The 13,028-nt window shown below is 69.1% G+C and carries 14 protein-coding genes and 2 pseudogenes; 5 read left to right on the forward strand and 11 right to left on the reverse strand.

What is annotated here, in order from left to right; all coding sequences use genetic code 11:
* Window positions 1-79 precede the first annotated feature (79 nt).
* From POF73_RS32015 to POF73_RS32025, 3 genes are all read right to left on the reverse strand, one after another.
* A complete protein-coding gene (locus tag POF73_RS32015) occupies window positions 80-754 on the reverse strand; it encodes a GNAT family N-acetyltransferase (protein ID WP_443049668.1) in 675 nt (224 codons plus the stop codon).
* A complete protein-coding gene (locus POF73_RS32020; RefSeq protein WP_272122521.1) occupies window positions 751-1,695 on the reverse strand; it encodes a MerR family transcriptional regulator in 945 nt (314 codons plus the stop codon). The genes POF73_RS32015 and POF73_RS32020 overlap by 4 nt, the downstream gene beginning before the upstream one ends.
* A gap of 83 nt (window positions 1,696-1,778) precedes the next feature.
* Window positions 1,779-1,952 (reverse strand): hypothetical protein, encoded by a 174-nt coding sequence (locus POF73_RS32025; RefSeq protein WP_272122522.1) that lies wholly within the window; start codon window positions 1,950-1,952, stop codon window positions 1,779-1,781.
* Between the two features lie 224 nt (window positions 1,953-2,176).
* On the opposite strand from POF73_RS32025, the gene POF73_RS32030 reads away from it, so the two are divergent.
* Window positions 2,177-3,151 carry a GNAT family N-acetyltransferase gene (locus tag POF73_RS32030; RefSeq protein ID WP_272122523.1) on the forward strand — a complete coding sequence of 325 codons (975 nt, stop codon included), beginning with the start codon at window positions 2,177-2,179 and terminating at the stop codon, window positions 3,149-3,151.
* 402 nt (window positions 3,152-3,553) lie between these two features.
* On the opposite strand, the gene sigJ is transcribed toward POF73_RS32030, so the two are convergent.
* Entirely contained in the window at window positions 3,554-4,435 is an 882-nt protein-coding gene (gene sigJ, locus POF73_RS32035) for an RNA polymerase sigma factor SigJ (protein ID WP_272122573.1), read from the reverse strand.
* Between the two features lie 203 nt (window positions 4,436-4,638).
* Between sigJ and POF73_RS32040 the strand changes: the two genes are divergently transcribed.
* Together POF73_RS32040 and POF73_RS32045 are read left to right on the forward strand one after the other, a co-directional pair.
* Window positions 4,639-5,097, forward strand: a complete 459-nt coding sequence (locus POF73_RS32040) for a nuclear transport factor 2 family protein (protein WP_272122524.1) — start codon at window positions 4,639-4,641, stop codon at window positions 5,095-5,097.
* Between the two features lie 60 nt (window positions 5,098-5,157).
* Window positions 5,158-5,732 (forward strand): annotated as a pseudogene (locus POF73_RS32045) (NADPH-dependent FMN reductase).
* A 150-nt stretch (window positions 5,733-5,882) separates the two neighbouring features.
* Here the strand turns inward: POF73_RS32045 and POF73_RS32050 are convergent.
* The gene (locus POF73_RS32050) at window positions 5,883-6,380 is read right to left on the reverse strand and encodes a MarR family winged helix-turn-helix transcriptional regulator (RefSeq protein ID WP_272122574.1); all 498 of its coding nucleotides are present in this window, start codon (window positions 6,378-6,380) and stop codon (window positions 5,883-5,885) included.
* 93 nt (window positions 6,381-6,473) lie between these two features.
* Here POF73_RS32050 and POF73_RS32055 point away from each other — a divergent pair, with 93 nt between their 5' ends.
* Window positions 6,474-6,872, forward strand: a complete 399-nt coding sequence (locus tag POF73_RS32055) for a tautomerase family protein (RefSeq protein WP_272122525.1) — start codon at window positions 6,474-6,476, stop codon at window positions 6,870-6,872.
* A gap of 197 nt (window positions 6,873-7,069) precedes the next feature.
* Here the strand turns inward: POF73_RS32055 and POF73_RS32060 are convergent, their stop codons facing one another.
* From POF73_RS32060 to POF73_RS46355, 3 genes and pseudogenes are all read right to left on the reverse strand, one after another.
* Window positions 7,070-7,345: a hypothetical protein gene (locus tag POF73_RS32060; RefSeq protein ID WP_272122526.1), complete on the reverse strand. Its 276-nt coding sequence runs from the start codon at window positions 7,343-7,345 to the stop codon at window positions 7,070-7,072.
* A gap of 239 nt (window positions 7,346-7,584) precedes the next feature.
* The gene (locus POF73_RS32065) at window positions 7,585-8,553 is read right to left on the reverse strand and encodes a hypothetical protein (protein WP_272122527.1); all 969 of its coding nucleotides are present in this window, start codon (window positions 8,551-8,553) and stop codon (window positions 7,585-7,587) included.
* Window positions 8,554-8,697: 144 nt separating this feature from the next.
* A pseudogene (locus tag POF73_RS46355) lies at window positions 8,698-8,910 on the reverse strand (SWIM zinc finger family protein); the annotation flags it as partial.
* 39 nt (window positions 8,911-8,949) lie between these two features.
* Between POF73_RS46355 and POF73_RS32070 the strand changes: the two are divergent.
* Window positions 8,950-9,279: a hypothetical protein gene (locus tag POF73_RS32070; protein ID WP_272122529.1), complete on the forward strand. Its 330-nt coding sequence runs from the start codon at window positions 8,950-8,952 to the stop codon at window positions 9,277-9,279.
* Window positions 9,280-9,778: 499 nt separating this feature from the next.
* Here the strand turns inward: POF73_RS32070 and POF73_RS32075 are convergent, their stop codons facing one another.
* The 3 genes from POF73_RS32075 to POF73_RS32080 form a co-directional block, all read right to left on the reverse strand.
* The gene (locus tag POF73_RS32075) at window positions 9,779-10,450 is read right to left on the reverse strand and encodes a formylglycine-generating enzyme family protein (RefSeq protein ID WP_272122530.1); all 672 of its coding nucleotides are present in this window, start codon (window positions 10,448-10,450) and stop codon (window positions 9,779-9,781) included.
* Between the two features lie 119 nt (window positions 10,451-10,569).
* On the reverse strand, window positions 10,570-10,989 hold the full coding sequence (locus POF73_RS46070; RefSeq protein ID WP_334313633.1) for a 2-oxo acid dehydrogenase subunit E2: 420 nt from the start codon (window positions 10,987-10,989) through the stop codon (window positions 10,570-10,572).
* Window positions 10,990-11,264: 275 nt separating this feature from the next.
* Window positions 11,265-13,022 carry an amylo-alpha-1,6-glucosidase gene (locus POF73_RS32080; RefSeq protein ID WP_272122531.1) on the reverse strand — a complete coding sequence of 586 codons (1,758 nt, stop codon included), beginning with the start codon at window positions 13,020-13,022 and terminating at the stop codon, window positions 11,265-11,267.
* Window positions 13,023-13,028 lie beyond the last annotated feature (6 nt).

Genomic DNA, 13,028 nt, shown 5'->3' on the forward strand with positions numbered 1-13,028 from the left:
AGGTAATATGAAAAGTGCTGAAATACCCCAGAGACGCGCCACGAGTCGCCGTCAGCGCGTCGAGTTGCACCCGGCTGGATCAGTGATCGCGGGTCCGTACGTGCACATGGCCGGCGAGCGGATAGGAGGGCGGCGCCGCGGGGAGGCGCGCGGCCAGGGCATACCGGCACTTCTGCGCGACGCGGCATGATGCCGTGTTGTCGATCTGATGCAGGAGTTCCAGGCGCGTCAGTGCGGCGTGGGCGGGAGCCGCGGCATGGGGGAACGTTGAGTCGTCGGGGAAAGCCGCGTCATCGGGGAATGCGGCGTCATCGGGGAACGTGGCGAAGGCCCAGTCCGTCAGCGCCTGCAGTGCTCGGGGCGCGATGCCGCGGCCGCGTGCCTGCGCCGCGATCCAGTAGCCGACCTCGGCGGACGAAGTGCCCGGTGTGACGTTCTTGAGGACCACACGCCCCGTCAACTGGCCACCAGGGCCGCCGTTTTGGTACTCGACGACGGCGAATCCGTAGCGGAGCCCCGTCTCCCAGCCCTGTTGCTGCTCCCGAATCCACCGCGCGGCGTCGGCCTCGTCGTGCACGGCTGAGCTCGTCCATCGGCTCAGGGCGTCATTCCGGGCGTCATTCCGGTGGAGCTCGACCAGGGCGGGAGCGTCCGCGGGCTGCCAGGGACGCAGTACGAGAGCGGGGGCGGATTGGGTGGCGGCTGCCTCCAGCCGTACGGCTCGTGCAGTGATCCTGCCCGGTCGTTGTGTCACTGGGCCGACCGTATCCGCAGAGCCGTGACGGACCAGTCGATCACGGGGGCGAGGCGTTCCGGTGCCGGCCAGTCGTTGATCAGCGCGAGCAGTTGGAGGTAGCGGTCCCTGCGTGGATCGCTCGCGGCTTCCAGGCGGTGCAGCAGCCACTGGTGCGGCTCGGCGTCGTCGGGGCGGTCGGAGGTGAGCGCGCAGCGGGCGGTGAGCGCCGCGACGACGGGATCGGCCTCGGGTGACTCAGGGCTGATGCCGCCGGCCACGGCCGCTCCCGCGAGGTCCCGGGCCACGGCGACGATGTCCGGGCGCGGTGGCGTGGGGGCTCTGTCGGGCAGCCGTGCCGCATGCTCCTCGGCCAGGCGCCGCACACTGGCCCGGAAATCCGGGTCCAGGGACAGCTCGGCCAGCTCCACCCACGCCCTGACCTGCTCGTCCGTGGGGCTGTCGGGGAGCTCGGGCGTCATGGAACGCCGGGCCGCTGCGTGCTGAGGGCCCTCGCCGCGGTGGAGGCCCTCGAAGACGGCGTCGAGGAAGCCGTCGATCAGGCGTCGGCGTTCGGCCGCGGACAGCGTGGCCAGGTGGTGCATGAGTTCCATCTCCTCAGGGGTGGGCTCCCGCTCGGCGGCAACCGTCAGCACCGCCCGCCGCAGATGCAGGACTCTGATCTGCGCGTCCAGCGCGGCGGCGTGCTCCGCGGCGACCTCGCCGAGGGTGAGCTCCTGATCCACGACCCGCCGGATCATGTCGAGGCCGAGTCCCAGTTCCCGCAGCGTCCTCACGAGGGCGAGGCGAGCCACGGCATCCGGGGCGTAGCGCCGGTAACCGGCGTCGGTGCGGTCGGCGGGCAGCACGATGCCCCGATCGGAATAGAACCGGATCGTCTTGACCGCCAGCCCGGTTCGCCGGGCCAGCTCACCGATCGAGTAGAGGATGCCGCCGTCCATGAGCCCACCTTCCGGTCTCCCCCTGCGGGAGACTCAAGTGTGCACTCCGGCCAACGGTGAAACCGCAGGTCAGCCGCGTCCGGTCAGATGAGGTCCGCCAGGGCCCGGCCGTCGGTCAGGACGAGGTTTTGCCTGCCGACCTGCCGGCGCATGTACAGCCGGCCGAGATCGCCGATCTTGTCATCGGCGAGCCCGAAGACTTCGCCCCGTCGCAGACCACACCCGGCACCCTCGATGACGACGGCGGTGACAACCACGGCGAGGCGAGGCCGTAGAGCAGGCGCTGTCGGCGCTCCTCCGGCTCCTCGGAGGCCCCCGGCGGACCGGGCCGGGCCCAGGGGGTCGTCGATCGGGCGGAAGACGGCCGCCCGGTCGTCGGGGAACGCGGTTGCTCGTTCCTTGAGGTACCGCCGCACCTGTCACGTCGCCCGCGGCGCACGTCCGTGGTGCGATGGAACCGGGGGCGGAAAGGAGAGCGATCATGCCCGCAGCGAAGCGAACGAGTGCCGCCTCCTCGGCGTCGGTCCGCCCCCTGGTTGAGCCGGATCTGGATCGGGCCGACGAGATCTTCAGGGTTGCCTTCGGGACCTTCCTCGGGGCCCCTGAGCCGGAGACGTTCTTCGGGACCGCCGACTATGTCCGCACTCGCTGGGCGGCAGATCCACACGCGGCCTTCGCAGCGACCGTCGAGGGCGAGGTCGTCGGATCGAACTTCGCCGCCAACTGGGGCAGCGTCGGGTTCTTCGGCCCGCTGACCGTACGTCCGGATCTGTGGGACCAGGGCATCGGCAGGCGCCTCATGGAACCGGTCATGGCCTGCTTCGACACCTGGGAGAACCGCCATCTCGGCCTGTTCACCTTCTCGCACAGTCCCAAGCACCTTGAGCTCTACCGCCGGTACGGTTTCTGGCCCCGATTCCTTACAGCCATCATGAAGAAACAGGTCACCGTCAGTGCCGCGGTCCCCGGCCGAGTGCTGTACGGCGAGCTGACCGCCGCTGAGCGGACCGACGCACTGAGCCTCAGCCGCGCACTGACGGAGGCCGTGTACGAGGGCCTGAGCCTGGAGCACGAGATCATGGCCACACAGGCGCAGGGGCTGGGCGACACCATTCTCATCGAGGGCGCCGACTCCGGCCTCGACGGTCTGGCTGTCTGCCATTGCGGAGCGGGGTCGGAGGCCGGTGAGGACGTGTGCTTCGTCAAATTCGGCGCCGTACGCCCTGGCCCGGACGCCGGGGACCGGTTCGAACGACTGCTGAATGCGTGCGAGCAGCTGGCCACCGAGAAAGGACTGAGGCAATTGGACGCCGGAATGAACCTGGCCCGCCAGGATGCCTACCGGCGCATGGTCCACCGCGGTTTTCGTACCTGGCTGCAAGGCGTGACCATGCACAAGCCCAACGAACCTGGCTACAGCCGCCCGGACGCCTACGTGATCGACGACTGGCGCTGAGTCCACCGCCATACCCGGCATCGGGTCCCCGATGCCGTCAGGAGCCGACTGACACCAGGACTACGCTGAACGACCTGTCGCTGACCGCCCGTCACCCTTCCTACGTGCCGGGGCACCTGGCACCAGCGCTTCCAGGTCTACGGCCGGCACGGCTGGCGTACCTTCCGCGCCGTGGCACCCCGACCGGAGCCGAGGCCCTGGCCGGGGAATCCACGGTCCTGCGCTGTCTGCGCCTCCCAGTCTTTCTTGGGGGGCCGCCCTGCCCCAACGCGGGCACACCGAGACCGTGTTGACGGCCAGATCTCTCTGCCGGCCTTGTGCGGGGAACCGGGCTCACCCTGGCCGACCGTTACGGCGTGTTGGACGCATGTCGTGCTCGACCTGTGGTGACCTCGGCGCGTCTCAGCCCGTCGTCCAGGGGCGGAGCTTTTCGGGGTTGAGCACTGCCCAGATGTGGGTGATCTGATCGCCCGCGATGTCGAACGCGTACACCGCCACGGTGCGGCCGTCTTGCTGAGCGACCAGGCCGGGCCAGCCGTTGACCGTGCGCTCCACGACGGCCAGGCTGCCGGATGCCTTGGCGAAGAGGTCGGTCAGGTAGTGCGCGATCCGCTCGCCGCCTTCGATGGGGTGGAGTGAGGCACGGGTGAGGCCGCCGCCGTCGGCGATCACTGTGGCGTCGGGGTCGAGGAGACCGATGAGGGCACTGATGTCCTTGGCCTGCCACGCCTGTTTGAAGTCCCTGACGATGCCGGCCTGGTGAGCCGCCGGGGCCACCGGCGTCCGGGAGGCGCCGATACGGCGGCGGGCGGAGGAAGCGAGCTGACGGCAGGCCGCGGGGGTGCGGCCGACGATCTCGGCGACTTCCGCGAAGGAGTAGCGGAAGACGTCGTGCAGGATGAACGCGACGCGTTCGGCCGGGGTCATCGATTCGAGCACGACGAGAAAGGCCATGTTGACCGACTCGTCGAGGGTCACCCGGTCGGCCGGGTCGGCCATGGCGCTGCCTGTCGGCCCGGCGGTCCATTGGGTGGTTTCGGGCAGTGGCTCGGGGATCCATTCACCTACGTAACGCTCGCGCCGGGCCCGTGCCGAGCCGAGCAGGTCCAGGCAAATGCGGCCCGCGACCTTCGTCAGCCAGGCGCCGGGGGACTCGATGGCGTCCTGCTGCTCGCGCGACATGGCGTACCAGCGGGCGTAGGTCTCCTGGACGGCGTCCTCGGCTTCCGCCAGGGAGCCCAGCAGCCGGTAGGCGAGATTGATCAGCTGACGCCGCTCGCTCATGATCGCGCTCAGGCTCTGATCGTCTCCGGTGGTCACGGTACGTACACCCCTTGCCCTGCGTCGGTCTGATCTGCACTCACCGGACCGACGAGACAGCGCACCGAAATGTGAGGCCATCGTCTCGCCTGACATTTCAGGGAGCTGCGCCGTCGTACTGCTGACACCGGCACAGCATCCCCGGTGCATGCGAGAGGGAGGAAACGATGAGCGACTTTCAGGCGATCGCGGACCGGGTCGAGATCGAGGCGCTGCGCGGTGAGTTCACCGACGCGGTGATGATGCGTGACTACGACCGTGTCGCGTCGCTGTTCACACCGGACGGCGTGTGGCGGATGCCCGACATCCCCGCCGAGATGTCCGGCCAGGAGCAGATCCGCGCCTGGGGCCGACGGGTACCGGAGTTCGTGGACTTCCTGGTGCAGAACACTCATCCGGGCATGATCCGGCTCGACGGCGACACCGCGTCCGGCCGTGCGTACATGTCCGAGGTCGGGCGCGGCCGCGACGGCCGGTCCGGGGTGAACTACGCCATCTACCACGACCGCTACCAGCGCACTGCGGACGGCTGGAAGTTCACCGAACGCGTCTATGAGATCCGGTACCTCGATGAGAGTCCCCTGACGGGCTCCGTGCCCACGACGCGCGGCGCGGACGCCCGCTGACGGATTCGCCTCACCGCAAACAGAACAAGCCGCACCACAGACAGGACAGGAGAATCGGGCATGATCAGGATTGGCATCATCCTCGGCAGCACCCGCCCGGGCCGCAACGGCGAACAGGTCGCCACGTGGGTCCATGACACCGCATCGCGCCGCACCGACGCCGAGTTCGAGCTGATCGACCTGCGTGACCATCCGCTCCCGCACCTGGACGAGCCGCGGGGGGCCATGCATGGCCACTATCAGCACGCGCACACGCGGGCCTGGCGGCCAGGATCGCTTCGTTCGACGGGTTCGTCATGGTCACCCCCGAGTACAACCGCTCCACTTCCGGCGTGCTCAAGAACGCCCTCGACCACCTCTATGCGGAATGGAACAACAAGGCGGTCGGGTTCGTCTCCTACGTCGTCGTCGGCGGCGCCCGTGCGGCCGAGCAACTACGGCTGATCTGCGGCGCGGTGCAGATGGCCGGCGTCAGCCAGCAGGTCACGCTGTCGCTGATGACCGAGTTCGAGAACTACGCCACCCTCAAGCCGTCCGACCACAGCGCCACCGCTCTGGACACACTGCTGGACCAGATCGTCGCCTGGAGCACGGCACTCGCGCCGCTGCGCGCCGCGTCCCGGGCCGCCGCCTGAACCACGCCCAGGAGCTGCGGTATGGCCCGTGGCGGTCCGCGCCCGGTTCCCCGTCCGGAGCGGGCCGCCGCCGCTGGCTTCCCGGGGCTCTGATTCAGAAAACGGGCTTCAGGAGGCGACCGCATCCCTGAGTTGGCCTCTGGAGCTTCATCAGTCGTCTTCGCGGTCGGCCATGGCTGCCTCATAGGCCTGCAGAGTCTGGACGAACATCTGCCGCTGTTCGGGGGTCAGGGGATTCAGTGCCTGACGCCAGGCATGCGCGCCCCGTGCCAGCCAGCTGTCGATGGTCGGCCGTTTGCTGTCGGTGATGCTGACGATGCGCCGACGCCGGTCCGCTTCGTCCTCGCGCCGCTCCAGGATGCCCTTCCGGCTCAACTCGCCGACCATGAGGCTGACGGTGGTCGGGGCGACCTCCAGACGGGCGGCAAGATCGTTCACGGTCATCGGCCCGTCGAACAGCAGACAGGACAGCAGCGACAGGTGCCGCGGCGCGAGCGACAGCGACTGGAGCTCCTCAGGTACCGGGATCCGCTTCGCGCGTCCAACCATGCGAGGCATCAGGAGCAGCAGCGCCCTGATCGCCTCGTCGACTCCCGGCCCGGGTCCGTTCGGGTTCGTCTTGCGTCGGCCCCGGCCCTCGATTGACATCGACCATCCCTCCATTTACCTTCCATCACAAATATACTTTACTTACAAAGCAACGTCGCCTTCATGGTAGCGAACCATCCGAACGGAGCTGTGATGCCGCACTTCGAGGTACGGATCCACGAAGAGGAGCTCGACGGCGAAGTCGAGCCGAAACTTGTCCTTGCCCTGACCGAGGCGCTGGTCAGGGTGTACGGAGAGCGAGCACGCCCCATGGCGGTGGTTGAGCTGTTCGGTATCCCACGCCACCGCTGGGGCATCGGCGGCGTGCCCGCCACGGTGAACGCACCGATCGTCTCGCTGAACGTGCGTGAAGCGGCATTGAACCTACCGGGTATCGACCAGGCCCCCACACAGCTGATCACGGCTGTCACCGATGCCATGGTCGAGGTCTTCGGCGAATCCGTCCGACGGCATGTGACTGTGTACGTCGTCGGCGTTCCCGCAGGACGCTCCGGCGTCGGCGGCGAAGTCGATCCGCCCCCGGCGAACTGAGCAACAACCGTGCGTCACGTCCGGACCTGTTGCCGCTCGGCTGCGGCCCACGCGTTTGGCCGACGGACCCGGGCAGGCGCACGAACGAGGCCGACAACGGCCGGGATTGACTCCCACCGGCTCGCGCATGCCAAGTCCCAACAGGGCACCGGCTGACCGATCACCAACTGTGCCTACCCCAGCGGGAAAGAGGCCCGCTATCGCCAACGCGTCCCGCCGTGGACCAGCAAGTCGACCGCCAAGACCTGCGCGACGACGGGAAGAGTGGTGAGCAAGTCGGCCTCAGCCTTCTCCACGAGAGCCTCGTCCTGGCCCTGGGCGACGGTCAGATGCGGGACGACGCCGTCGAACTGCCCTCCGAGCAGCGGGTCTTCCGGGCATCGCTCATCACGCACCGCAGGCTCATCCTCCGGGATCCTCACGATCAGCCCCGACTTCCCTGCCTGGAACACCCGCGAGTCGTCGCCCTCCATCGCAACCGTCTATCAGCGGGGCACGATCGCCGGCGACCCGATTGTCACCGCCATTCCAAGCAGGACCGGCACGACCCAACCGCCACCCCGTGGCCCGGGATGAGAACCGAGGCGTCTTCCGGGCCTTCCCGATGCGGGGTTCCACATCGTTACACCTGACTTCCGGGGTCGGCGAACCCTCACACACCCCTTCACCGAAGGTCCGCGCGTCGCTCGGGAGCGGGGCCGCCGAAGCCGGATCAGGGGCGCAGGGTGACGCCGAAACGGGTCTTCATCCGGCGCAGTTCCCACAGCGAGACGGCGGTCACCGACAGCGGCCCGCCCAGTGTGGAGCAGAACTGGACGACGGGCGGGCCCCCCGGCAGGCCGTCGCCGATCAGGCTGAAGGCCGCGAACACCCACACCAGCGTCAGGGTGAGGACGGGCGGCAGCATCGGGTGGACCTGGGCGCTGTTGAAGGCACTGCGGGCCGAGTACAGCGACGCCATGAAGAAGAAGGGAAAGCCCCACACGATCACGATCAGCGAGGCGACGGCCAGGGCGTACTCCCACCAGCTCTTCCCGTCGTCAGCGTCGACGGTCAGGGCCGTGGGGACGAGGATTCCGCTCATCACGACCAACGTCAGCACGTACCAGCCGACCGCCTTGAGCGGAACGCGCAGCCGGGAGCGCAGATGCGGCCTCAGGTGCGGGGGCGCGTAGTAGATGAATCCGATGATGACCAGGGGCGCGGCGATGATCAGCACGAACGGGGCGACGATCAGTTGGGCGGCACCGCCGTACGCCGCGTCCTCCCAGCGGTTCGGGTTCACGTTGTAGGCGAGGATCAGGGCGATGGTGGCGGCGGCACCGAGCACCGTGCGGGCCAGTTGGACGCGGTCCACGATGCGGTCCTCGATCCGGCCGTCCCCCTCCTGCGCGAAGAGCCTGGTGGCAACGCGGTGCGCGGAGCGCAGGATCGCGCCGACGAGCCCGAAGGGAGTGCCGAACGACAGGCAGCCGCGGCGCCGTCGGGCGGCGGGCCTTGTGGGCTGAAGGCCGTAGGGGTACGGAGGCTGGTTCGGGTACGGGCCCGGATTCGGTGGTGGCGGACCGTACGGGCCGCCCTGCGGTGGTCCGTAGGGAGCGCCCCAGCCGCCCTGGCCTCCCGGTCCGTTGCCGCCAGGCTGACCCAGGCCGTTTCCCGGCCCCCATCCCCCCGTAGCCATGCCGCTCCCCGTTCATTCTCGGCCAGTTGCTGTGTGTCCTGTGGTGCCATGGCGCAGTGTAGTGACACTTCGGGTGACGGAGGCCGTGCTCGTTGCCGGTCGTGCCAATTTGCCCGTCGTGCCAGATAGATGCTGCCCGTAAGCCTCCCGCGAAACGTCGAGGCCGGTCAGGGGGCGCCAACCGGGCCAAGGTCGGGGGTGCCGCGGGGTCACCAGTCGTGGTGGCCGGTTCCGACTCGTAGGCGTACCACGACCCGTCCCGTCCCAGGCGGAGTTGGACGTGCCCGCAGCGGTGGGTGAGGTGGTCGCGCCAAGACGGAGGGCCGGCAGGCCGACGGCGAGGAGGAGTCGGCGGGCGCACTGCCCCGAAATCGATGCCATGGCAACCGGATCAAGATGCTCAAGCGTCGGGCAGGCGATGTCCAGGATCTGCGCGTCGTCGTAGGCGACGATGAGGACGCGCCGTTGTTCGTCCCTGCTCTGAGACGCGCACACCTTGAGGGCTCACCTGCCTCGCTTCGTGACCGGACCGAGGGCCTCGGACAGCCCCGCTCCGGCGCTTCCGGCCGCCGGGGCCTGTTCGATGCCGAGCGGACCCAGGGCGTTCTGGACCTGGGCCGTGCACTGCGCGTGGGACTCCTCGTGGTGCGGTCACTCGCTGCAACGGTGATGCCGATGTCCTCGCGCAGTGCCCTGGCCGCGCCCAGCAGCCGCCCGGCCCGCTGATGGTCGCCCGCCGCTGCGGTGATCCAGGCGAGCTGCCGGACCATGTCCGCCACGCCGGTGCTGTCGCGGACGCCCCTAGTGTTTCCACGGCGGACAGGGTCCGCTCCTTGGCCTCGATCTGCTCGCCCAGTTCCCACACGCGCCGGCCCAGCACCCTCAGCAGGCGCGCGCGGGCCCATCGCTCCCCGTGCCGCTCGGTATCGGCCGGCGCCTGCGCAGTGGTCATGGCCGCGCGCGGGGCTGCGCCCAGGGTCTGCGCGATGCCGAGCGCGCACCGCCAGCTCATCTCGCAACTGACACGATCGCCCCGCAACCGTCCGCAGGTACGCTCCTGGCCACCCCGGGCCCAAGTGGAGGTCGACGTGGAACTGTTGCGACCTCGCCCGGGCCCTTGCCGACCTGGTCCGCCACCAGCGCGGATACCTGCTGCTGGAGTGGATCCGGCAGGCCGAGCAGGACGCACAGCGGATCTCGACCGGTTGCCAGGTGGCATCGTGGATCAGCACACCACGGAACGTGCGATGCGGAATCCGACGTCATCGACCCGAAACGTGGGGTGACTGCGGCGCCTTACGGAGGCCCGGCAGCTCCAGTGCTCGTCGAACCAGCCGCCGCCTCGCAGAACTCGGTAGGTGCCGTACACCTCGGCGTCGTAGATGTCCCAGCACCACTCCCACACGTTGCCGAGCATGTCGTGAAAGCCCCAGAGATTGGGGCGCTTGACTCCCACCTCGTGGATGGTCTCCACCGAGTTGCCGCGATGCCAGGCGATCTCGTCGAGGGAGCCATAACGCGGTCCCGCGGTACCGGCCCTGCAGGCGTGCTCCCACTCCGCTTCGGTCGGCAGCCGGTACCCGTCGGCCGCTACGTCCCATTCAATGTCTTCGCCGCCGACCTGCCGGTAGGCGGGCGTGAGCCCCTTGCGCTGCGACAAGGCGTTGCAGAATTGGACCGCGTCCCACCAGGAGACGCCCTCGACGGGCAGGTGGTCCCCGCAGGCGGTGCTTGGACGCTCACCGGTTACGTGTGCGTACAGCACCTGGGTGATGGGGTACGTCGCAAGCTGGTAGGGGTCCAGCTCGACCGCCCAACTCCGCTGTGTCCGCCGGTCCGACAGTGTGACCTGCCCGGCCGGAACCCGGATCATCTCAGGCCCTGCGCTCGCATCCATGAACAGACGATCTTACCGGCGCTTTCACGAAACTGCGGACCGAGCCAAATTCAGGGTTCTGTCAGCGTTCGTGTGAACGACGGCAAGGCCAAGCGTCGGCATCGCCGGGAACCCGCTCGTCATGGGGGATGGGTGCTTACCGGCCGAAGACGTGTCCGTTCCGGGGACAAAGCCGTGTTCGGGCAGGTCAGAGCTGGTGATCGGGGTCGTCTGCTCATGATGGGAGGGCAAGGTTGTGCATGCGGGCGGACGGCCTGGACCGCGTGGTGGAGGCCGTCGCCTTGCTGACGGAAGTCGCGCGGAACCTTGTCATTGCGATCCCGCAGCTGAGATAGACCTCCGTCGCCGAGCACGGTCAGCCCAAAAACCCGGCAATACCAAGGAGATGCCCAGCTCACAGCCCTGTGCGACACGCGGCAGGGGGCGTCCTCCGCCGCGCGGGTGAGGAAGGCGTCCGCGGTGACGCCGTCGCAGACCCGGTTGTCGAAGGTCAAGGAGAGGTGCACGACCTTGCGCACCCTCACCTGCCCAACGGCCACGGGTCGTCAGTCTGCGCAGCTCGTCGGCCAGTTCGCCGGGGGTGAGCAGGTGGGCGTCGCGTGCCACGGGAGTGCGCAGGCGCTGGTCGGTCTGATCTCCGGCGAGACACGCCTGACAGTGCTTTCGGGCATACGCCACGGCCGTCGCGAAGTTCTGCCGATGAACCGAACCTCCGCCGCGACACCACGGCCGACGGATGCTGAACCGCCGCAGCCTTGCGGTGCGTGCCTGGTCTTGGAGCCGGTGGCGGTGGTGCCGCCACCGGCTGGTCGGATCAGCCGCCGGCCGTCCGGACCGGCTCCGCACGCCGGTGTTCATGGGCCTCGGCAAGGAGGAGGTAACTGCCGGCGGTCCAGGTGTAGGCGCGGTCCCTGAGGCCCGTGCCGGTCAGAGCGTCGAAGTTCTCCGCGAAGCCGGAGGTCTCGCACAACGCGCGGAAACGGGCGCTGATCTCGTCCGCGAGCCCGCGGTGGCCGGCGCGGCGCAGGCCGTCCTCGACGAGCACGGTCGATGGCGCCCAGATCGGACCGCGCCAGTAGCCGTCGGAGAGGTAGTGCGGTGAGGTGGGCAGTTCGGTGGCCAGGCCGTGTGGAGTCAGGTGGGCCTCGATCCGGGCGGCCAGTACGCCGCTTACGCCTTCCGGCAGGTGTTCACCCAGCGCGATGGGCATCAGGTCCAGGAGACTGGCGCTGCTCCAGGTGTCCTGGGTGTTGACCGAGCGGGCGACGAACCGGTCGCCGGACCACAGCTCGTTGAGCATCGCCGCCTGTGTCGAGGCGGCCGTCCGCCTCCAGCGGCGGGCGTCACCGTCCAGCCCCAACTCCTGTGCGAGGTGGGCGAGTTCATGGAGCTGCAGAGTCAGAAAGGCGGCCAGGTCGGCGCTGACGATCAGACGTTCGGGGTCGAAGGTGGTGGCGTTGTCCCAGCCGCTGTCGTTGCCGTGCTGGTAGTGGGGCAGGGTGGCGCCGGGGGCGCGCCGGGCGGTGAGCCAGAAGTCCGTCCAGCGGGACAACCTGTCGTATCCCTCGGCCAGTTGCGTCAACGAGAGGGGCGTGGGGAGGCGTCGGCGCAGGTGGCCGAGGGCCCAGCCGTGGATGGGCGGTTTGACGAAGTTGTGCAGGACTTCGGAGTGGGTGACCGAGTCGGGCAGGGCACCGGACTCGTCCTGGTGGTCGAAGGGCAGGGAGAACTGGTCCCAGGCCAGTTCCGGCTGTCCGGGGGCCAGCGCGAGGGCGTTGAAGCAGTGGTCCCAGCTCCACACCTTGTCCATCCAGTGCTTGGACATCAGCACTGCGGACCGGGTCACGAAGCCCTTCGGACGGACGGTCGCCGACCACAGCACATAGGCGGCGAGTTCGGCCGCGGGCGTGGCCGGCGAGCGCCAGGGCGCGACGGTGTCGGTGAAGGCGGCGAAGGCGGCGCGGGCCGTGTCCGCGACTCGGTCGAAGGTCGCCGTGAGGTCGTAGGGACGGCGCGCGGTCTCGTACTCCTCGACCGCGACCTCCCACACTCCGCCGCCGTCGGTGCCGACCGTGACACCGCGGTCACCGCTGCCGAGAGCCTGTGCGCCGGTCGTCTCGGTCACGGTCCCGGACAGTACGGTGAGCCGGTAGCGCCGCCCGGTCTCGTACGAGGTGAACACATACGCAGCGGTGCCGGGTTCACGGTAGAAGTACGTACCGCTGAACGGGGTGAGCGCTCGCGCGGCCGCGAAGACGCCGACGCCGAGGCCGCTCCCCCGAAGGCGTACGGTGTCGGGCGACTCGTAGGCGAGGTCGACCCGCCCGGCCGGGCCGGCCCAGCTGAGCAGGGCCGGTGTCGCCCGAACGCTGGTTTCGGCGCGCCGGCCGGTCGCCGCGTCCAGGGGGACCAGACGCAGGACGGCGTGCATGCCGGTCTGGTGCGAGACCAGGTGGAGGTCCTCCGCGTACGTCTTCTCCGCCACCACGGGCGAGATGTCGAACCAGGAACCGTACGTGCTGAACGGAATGTCGCGGACGGAGAAGGCCGGGCCGGAGCGGGCGGCGGTCATGAAGGG

This window comes from Streptomyces sp. HD, from assembly GCF_028369295.1.
Classification (GTDB): Bacteria; Actinomycetota; Actinomycetes; order Streptomycetales; family Streptomycetaceae; genus Streptomyces.

Bases quoted from the DNA above. Each gene is read 5' to 3' on its own strand.
- POF73_RS32070 (WP_272122529.1), top strand. From the start codon at position 8,950: ATGCTCAAGCGTCGGGCAGGCGATGTCCAGGATCTGCGCGTCGTCGTA.
- POF73_RS32060 (WP_272122526.1), bottom strand. From the start codon at position 7,345: ATGGAGGGCGACGACTCGCGGGTGTTCCAGGCAGGGAAGTCGGGGCTG.
- POF73_RS32075 (WP_272122530.1), bottom strand. From the start codon at position 10,450: ATGGATGCGAGCGCAGGGCCTGAGATGATCCGGGTTCCGGCCGGGCAG.
- POF73_RS32050 (WP_272122574.1), bottom strand. From the start codon at position 6,380: ATGTCAATCGAGGGCCGGGGCCGACGCAAGACGAACCCGAACGGACCC.
- POF73_RS32030 (WP_272122523.1), top strand. From the start codon at position 2,177: ATGCCCGCAGCGAAGCGAACGAGTGCCGCCTCCTCGGCGTCGGTCCGC.
- POF73_RS32065 (WP_272122527.1), bottom strand. From the start codon at position 8,553: ATGGCTACGGGGGGATGGGGGCCGGGAAACGGCCTGGGTCAGCCTGGC.
- POF73_RS32055 (WP_272122525.1), top strand. From the start codon at position 6,474: ATGCCGCACTTCGAGGTACGGATCCACGAAGAGGAGCTCGACGGCGAA.
- POF73_RS32080 (WP_272122531.1), bottom strand. From the start codon at position 13,022: ATGACCGCCGCCCGCTCCGGCCCGGCCTTCTCCGTCCGCGACATTCCG.
- POF73_RS32020 (WP_272122521.1), bottom strand. From the start codon at position 1,695: ATGGACGGCGGCATCCTCTACTCGATCGGTGAGCTGGCCCGGCGAACC.
- sigJ (WP_272122573.1), bottom strand. From the start codon at position 4,435: ATGAGCGAGCGGCGTCAGCTGATCAATCTCGCCTACCGGCTGCTGGGC.
- POF73_RS32040 (WP_272122524.1), top strand. From the start codon at position 4,639: ATGAGCGACTTTCAGGCGATCGCGGACCGGGTCGAGATCGAGGCGCTG.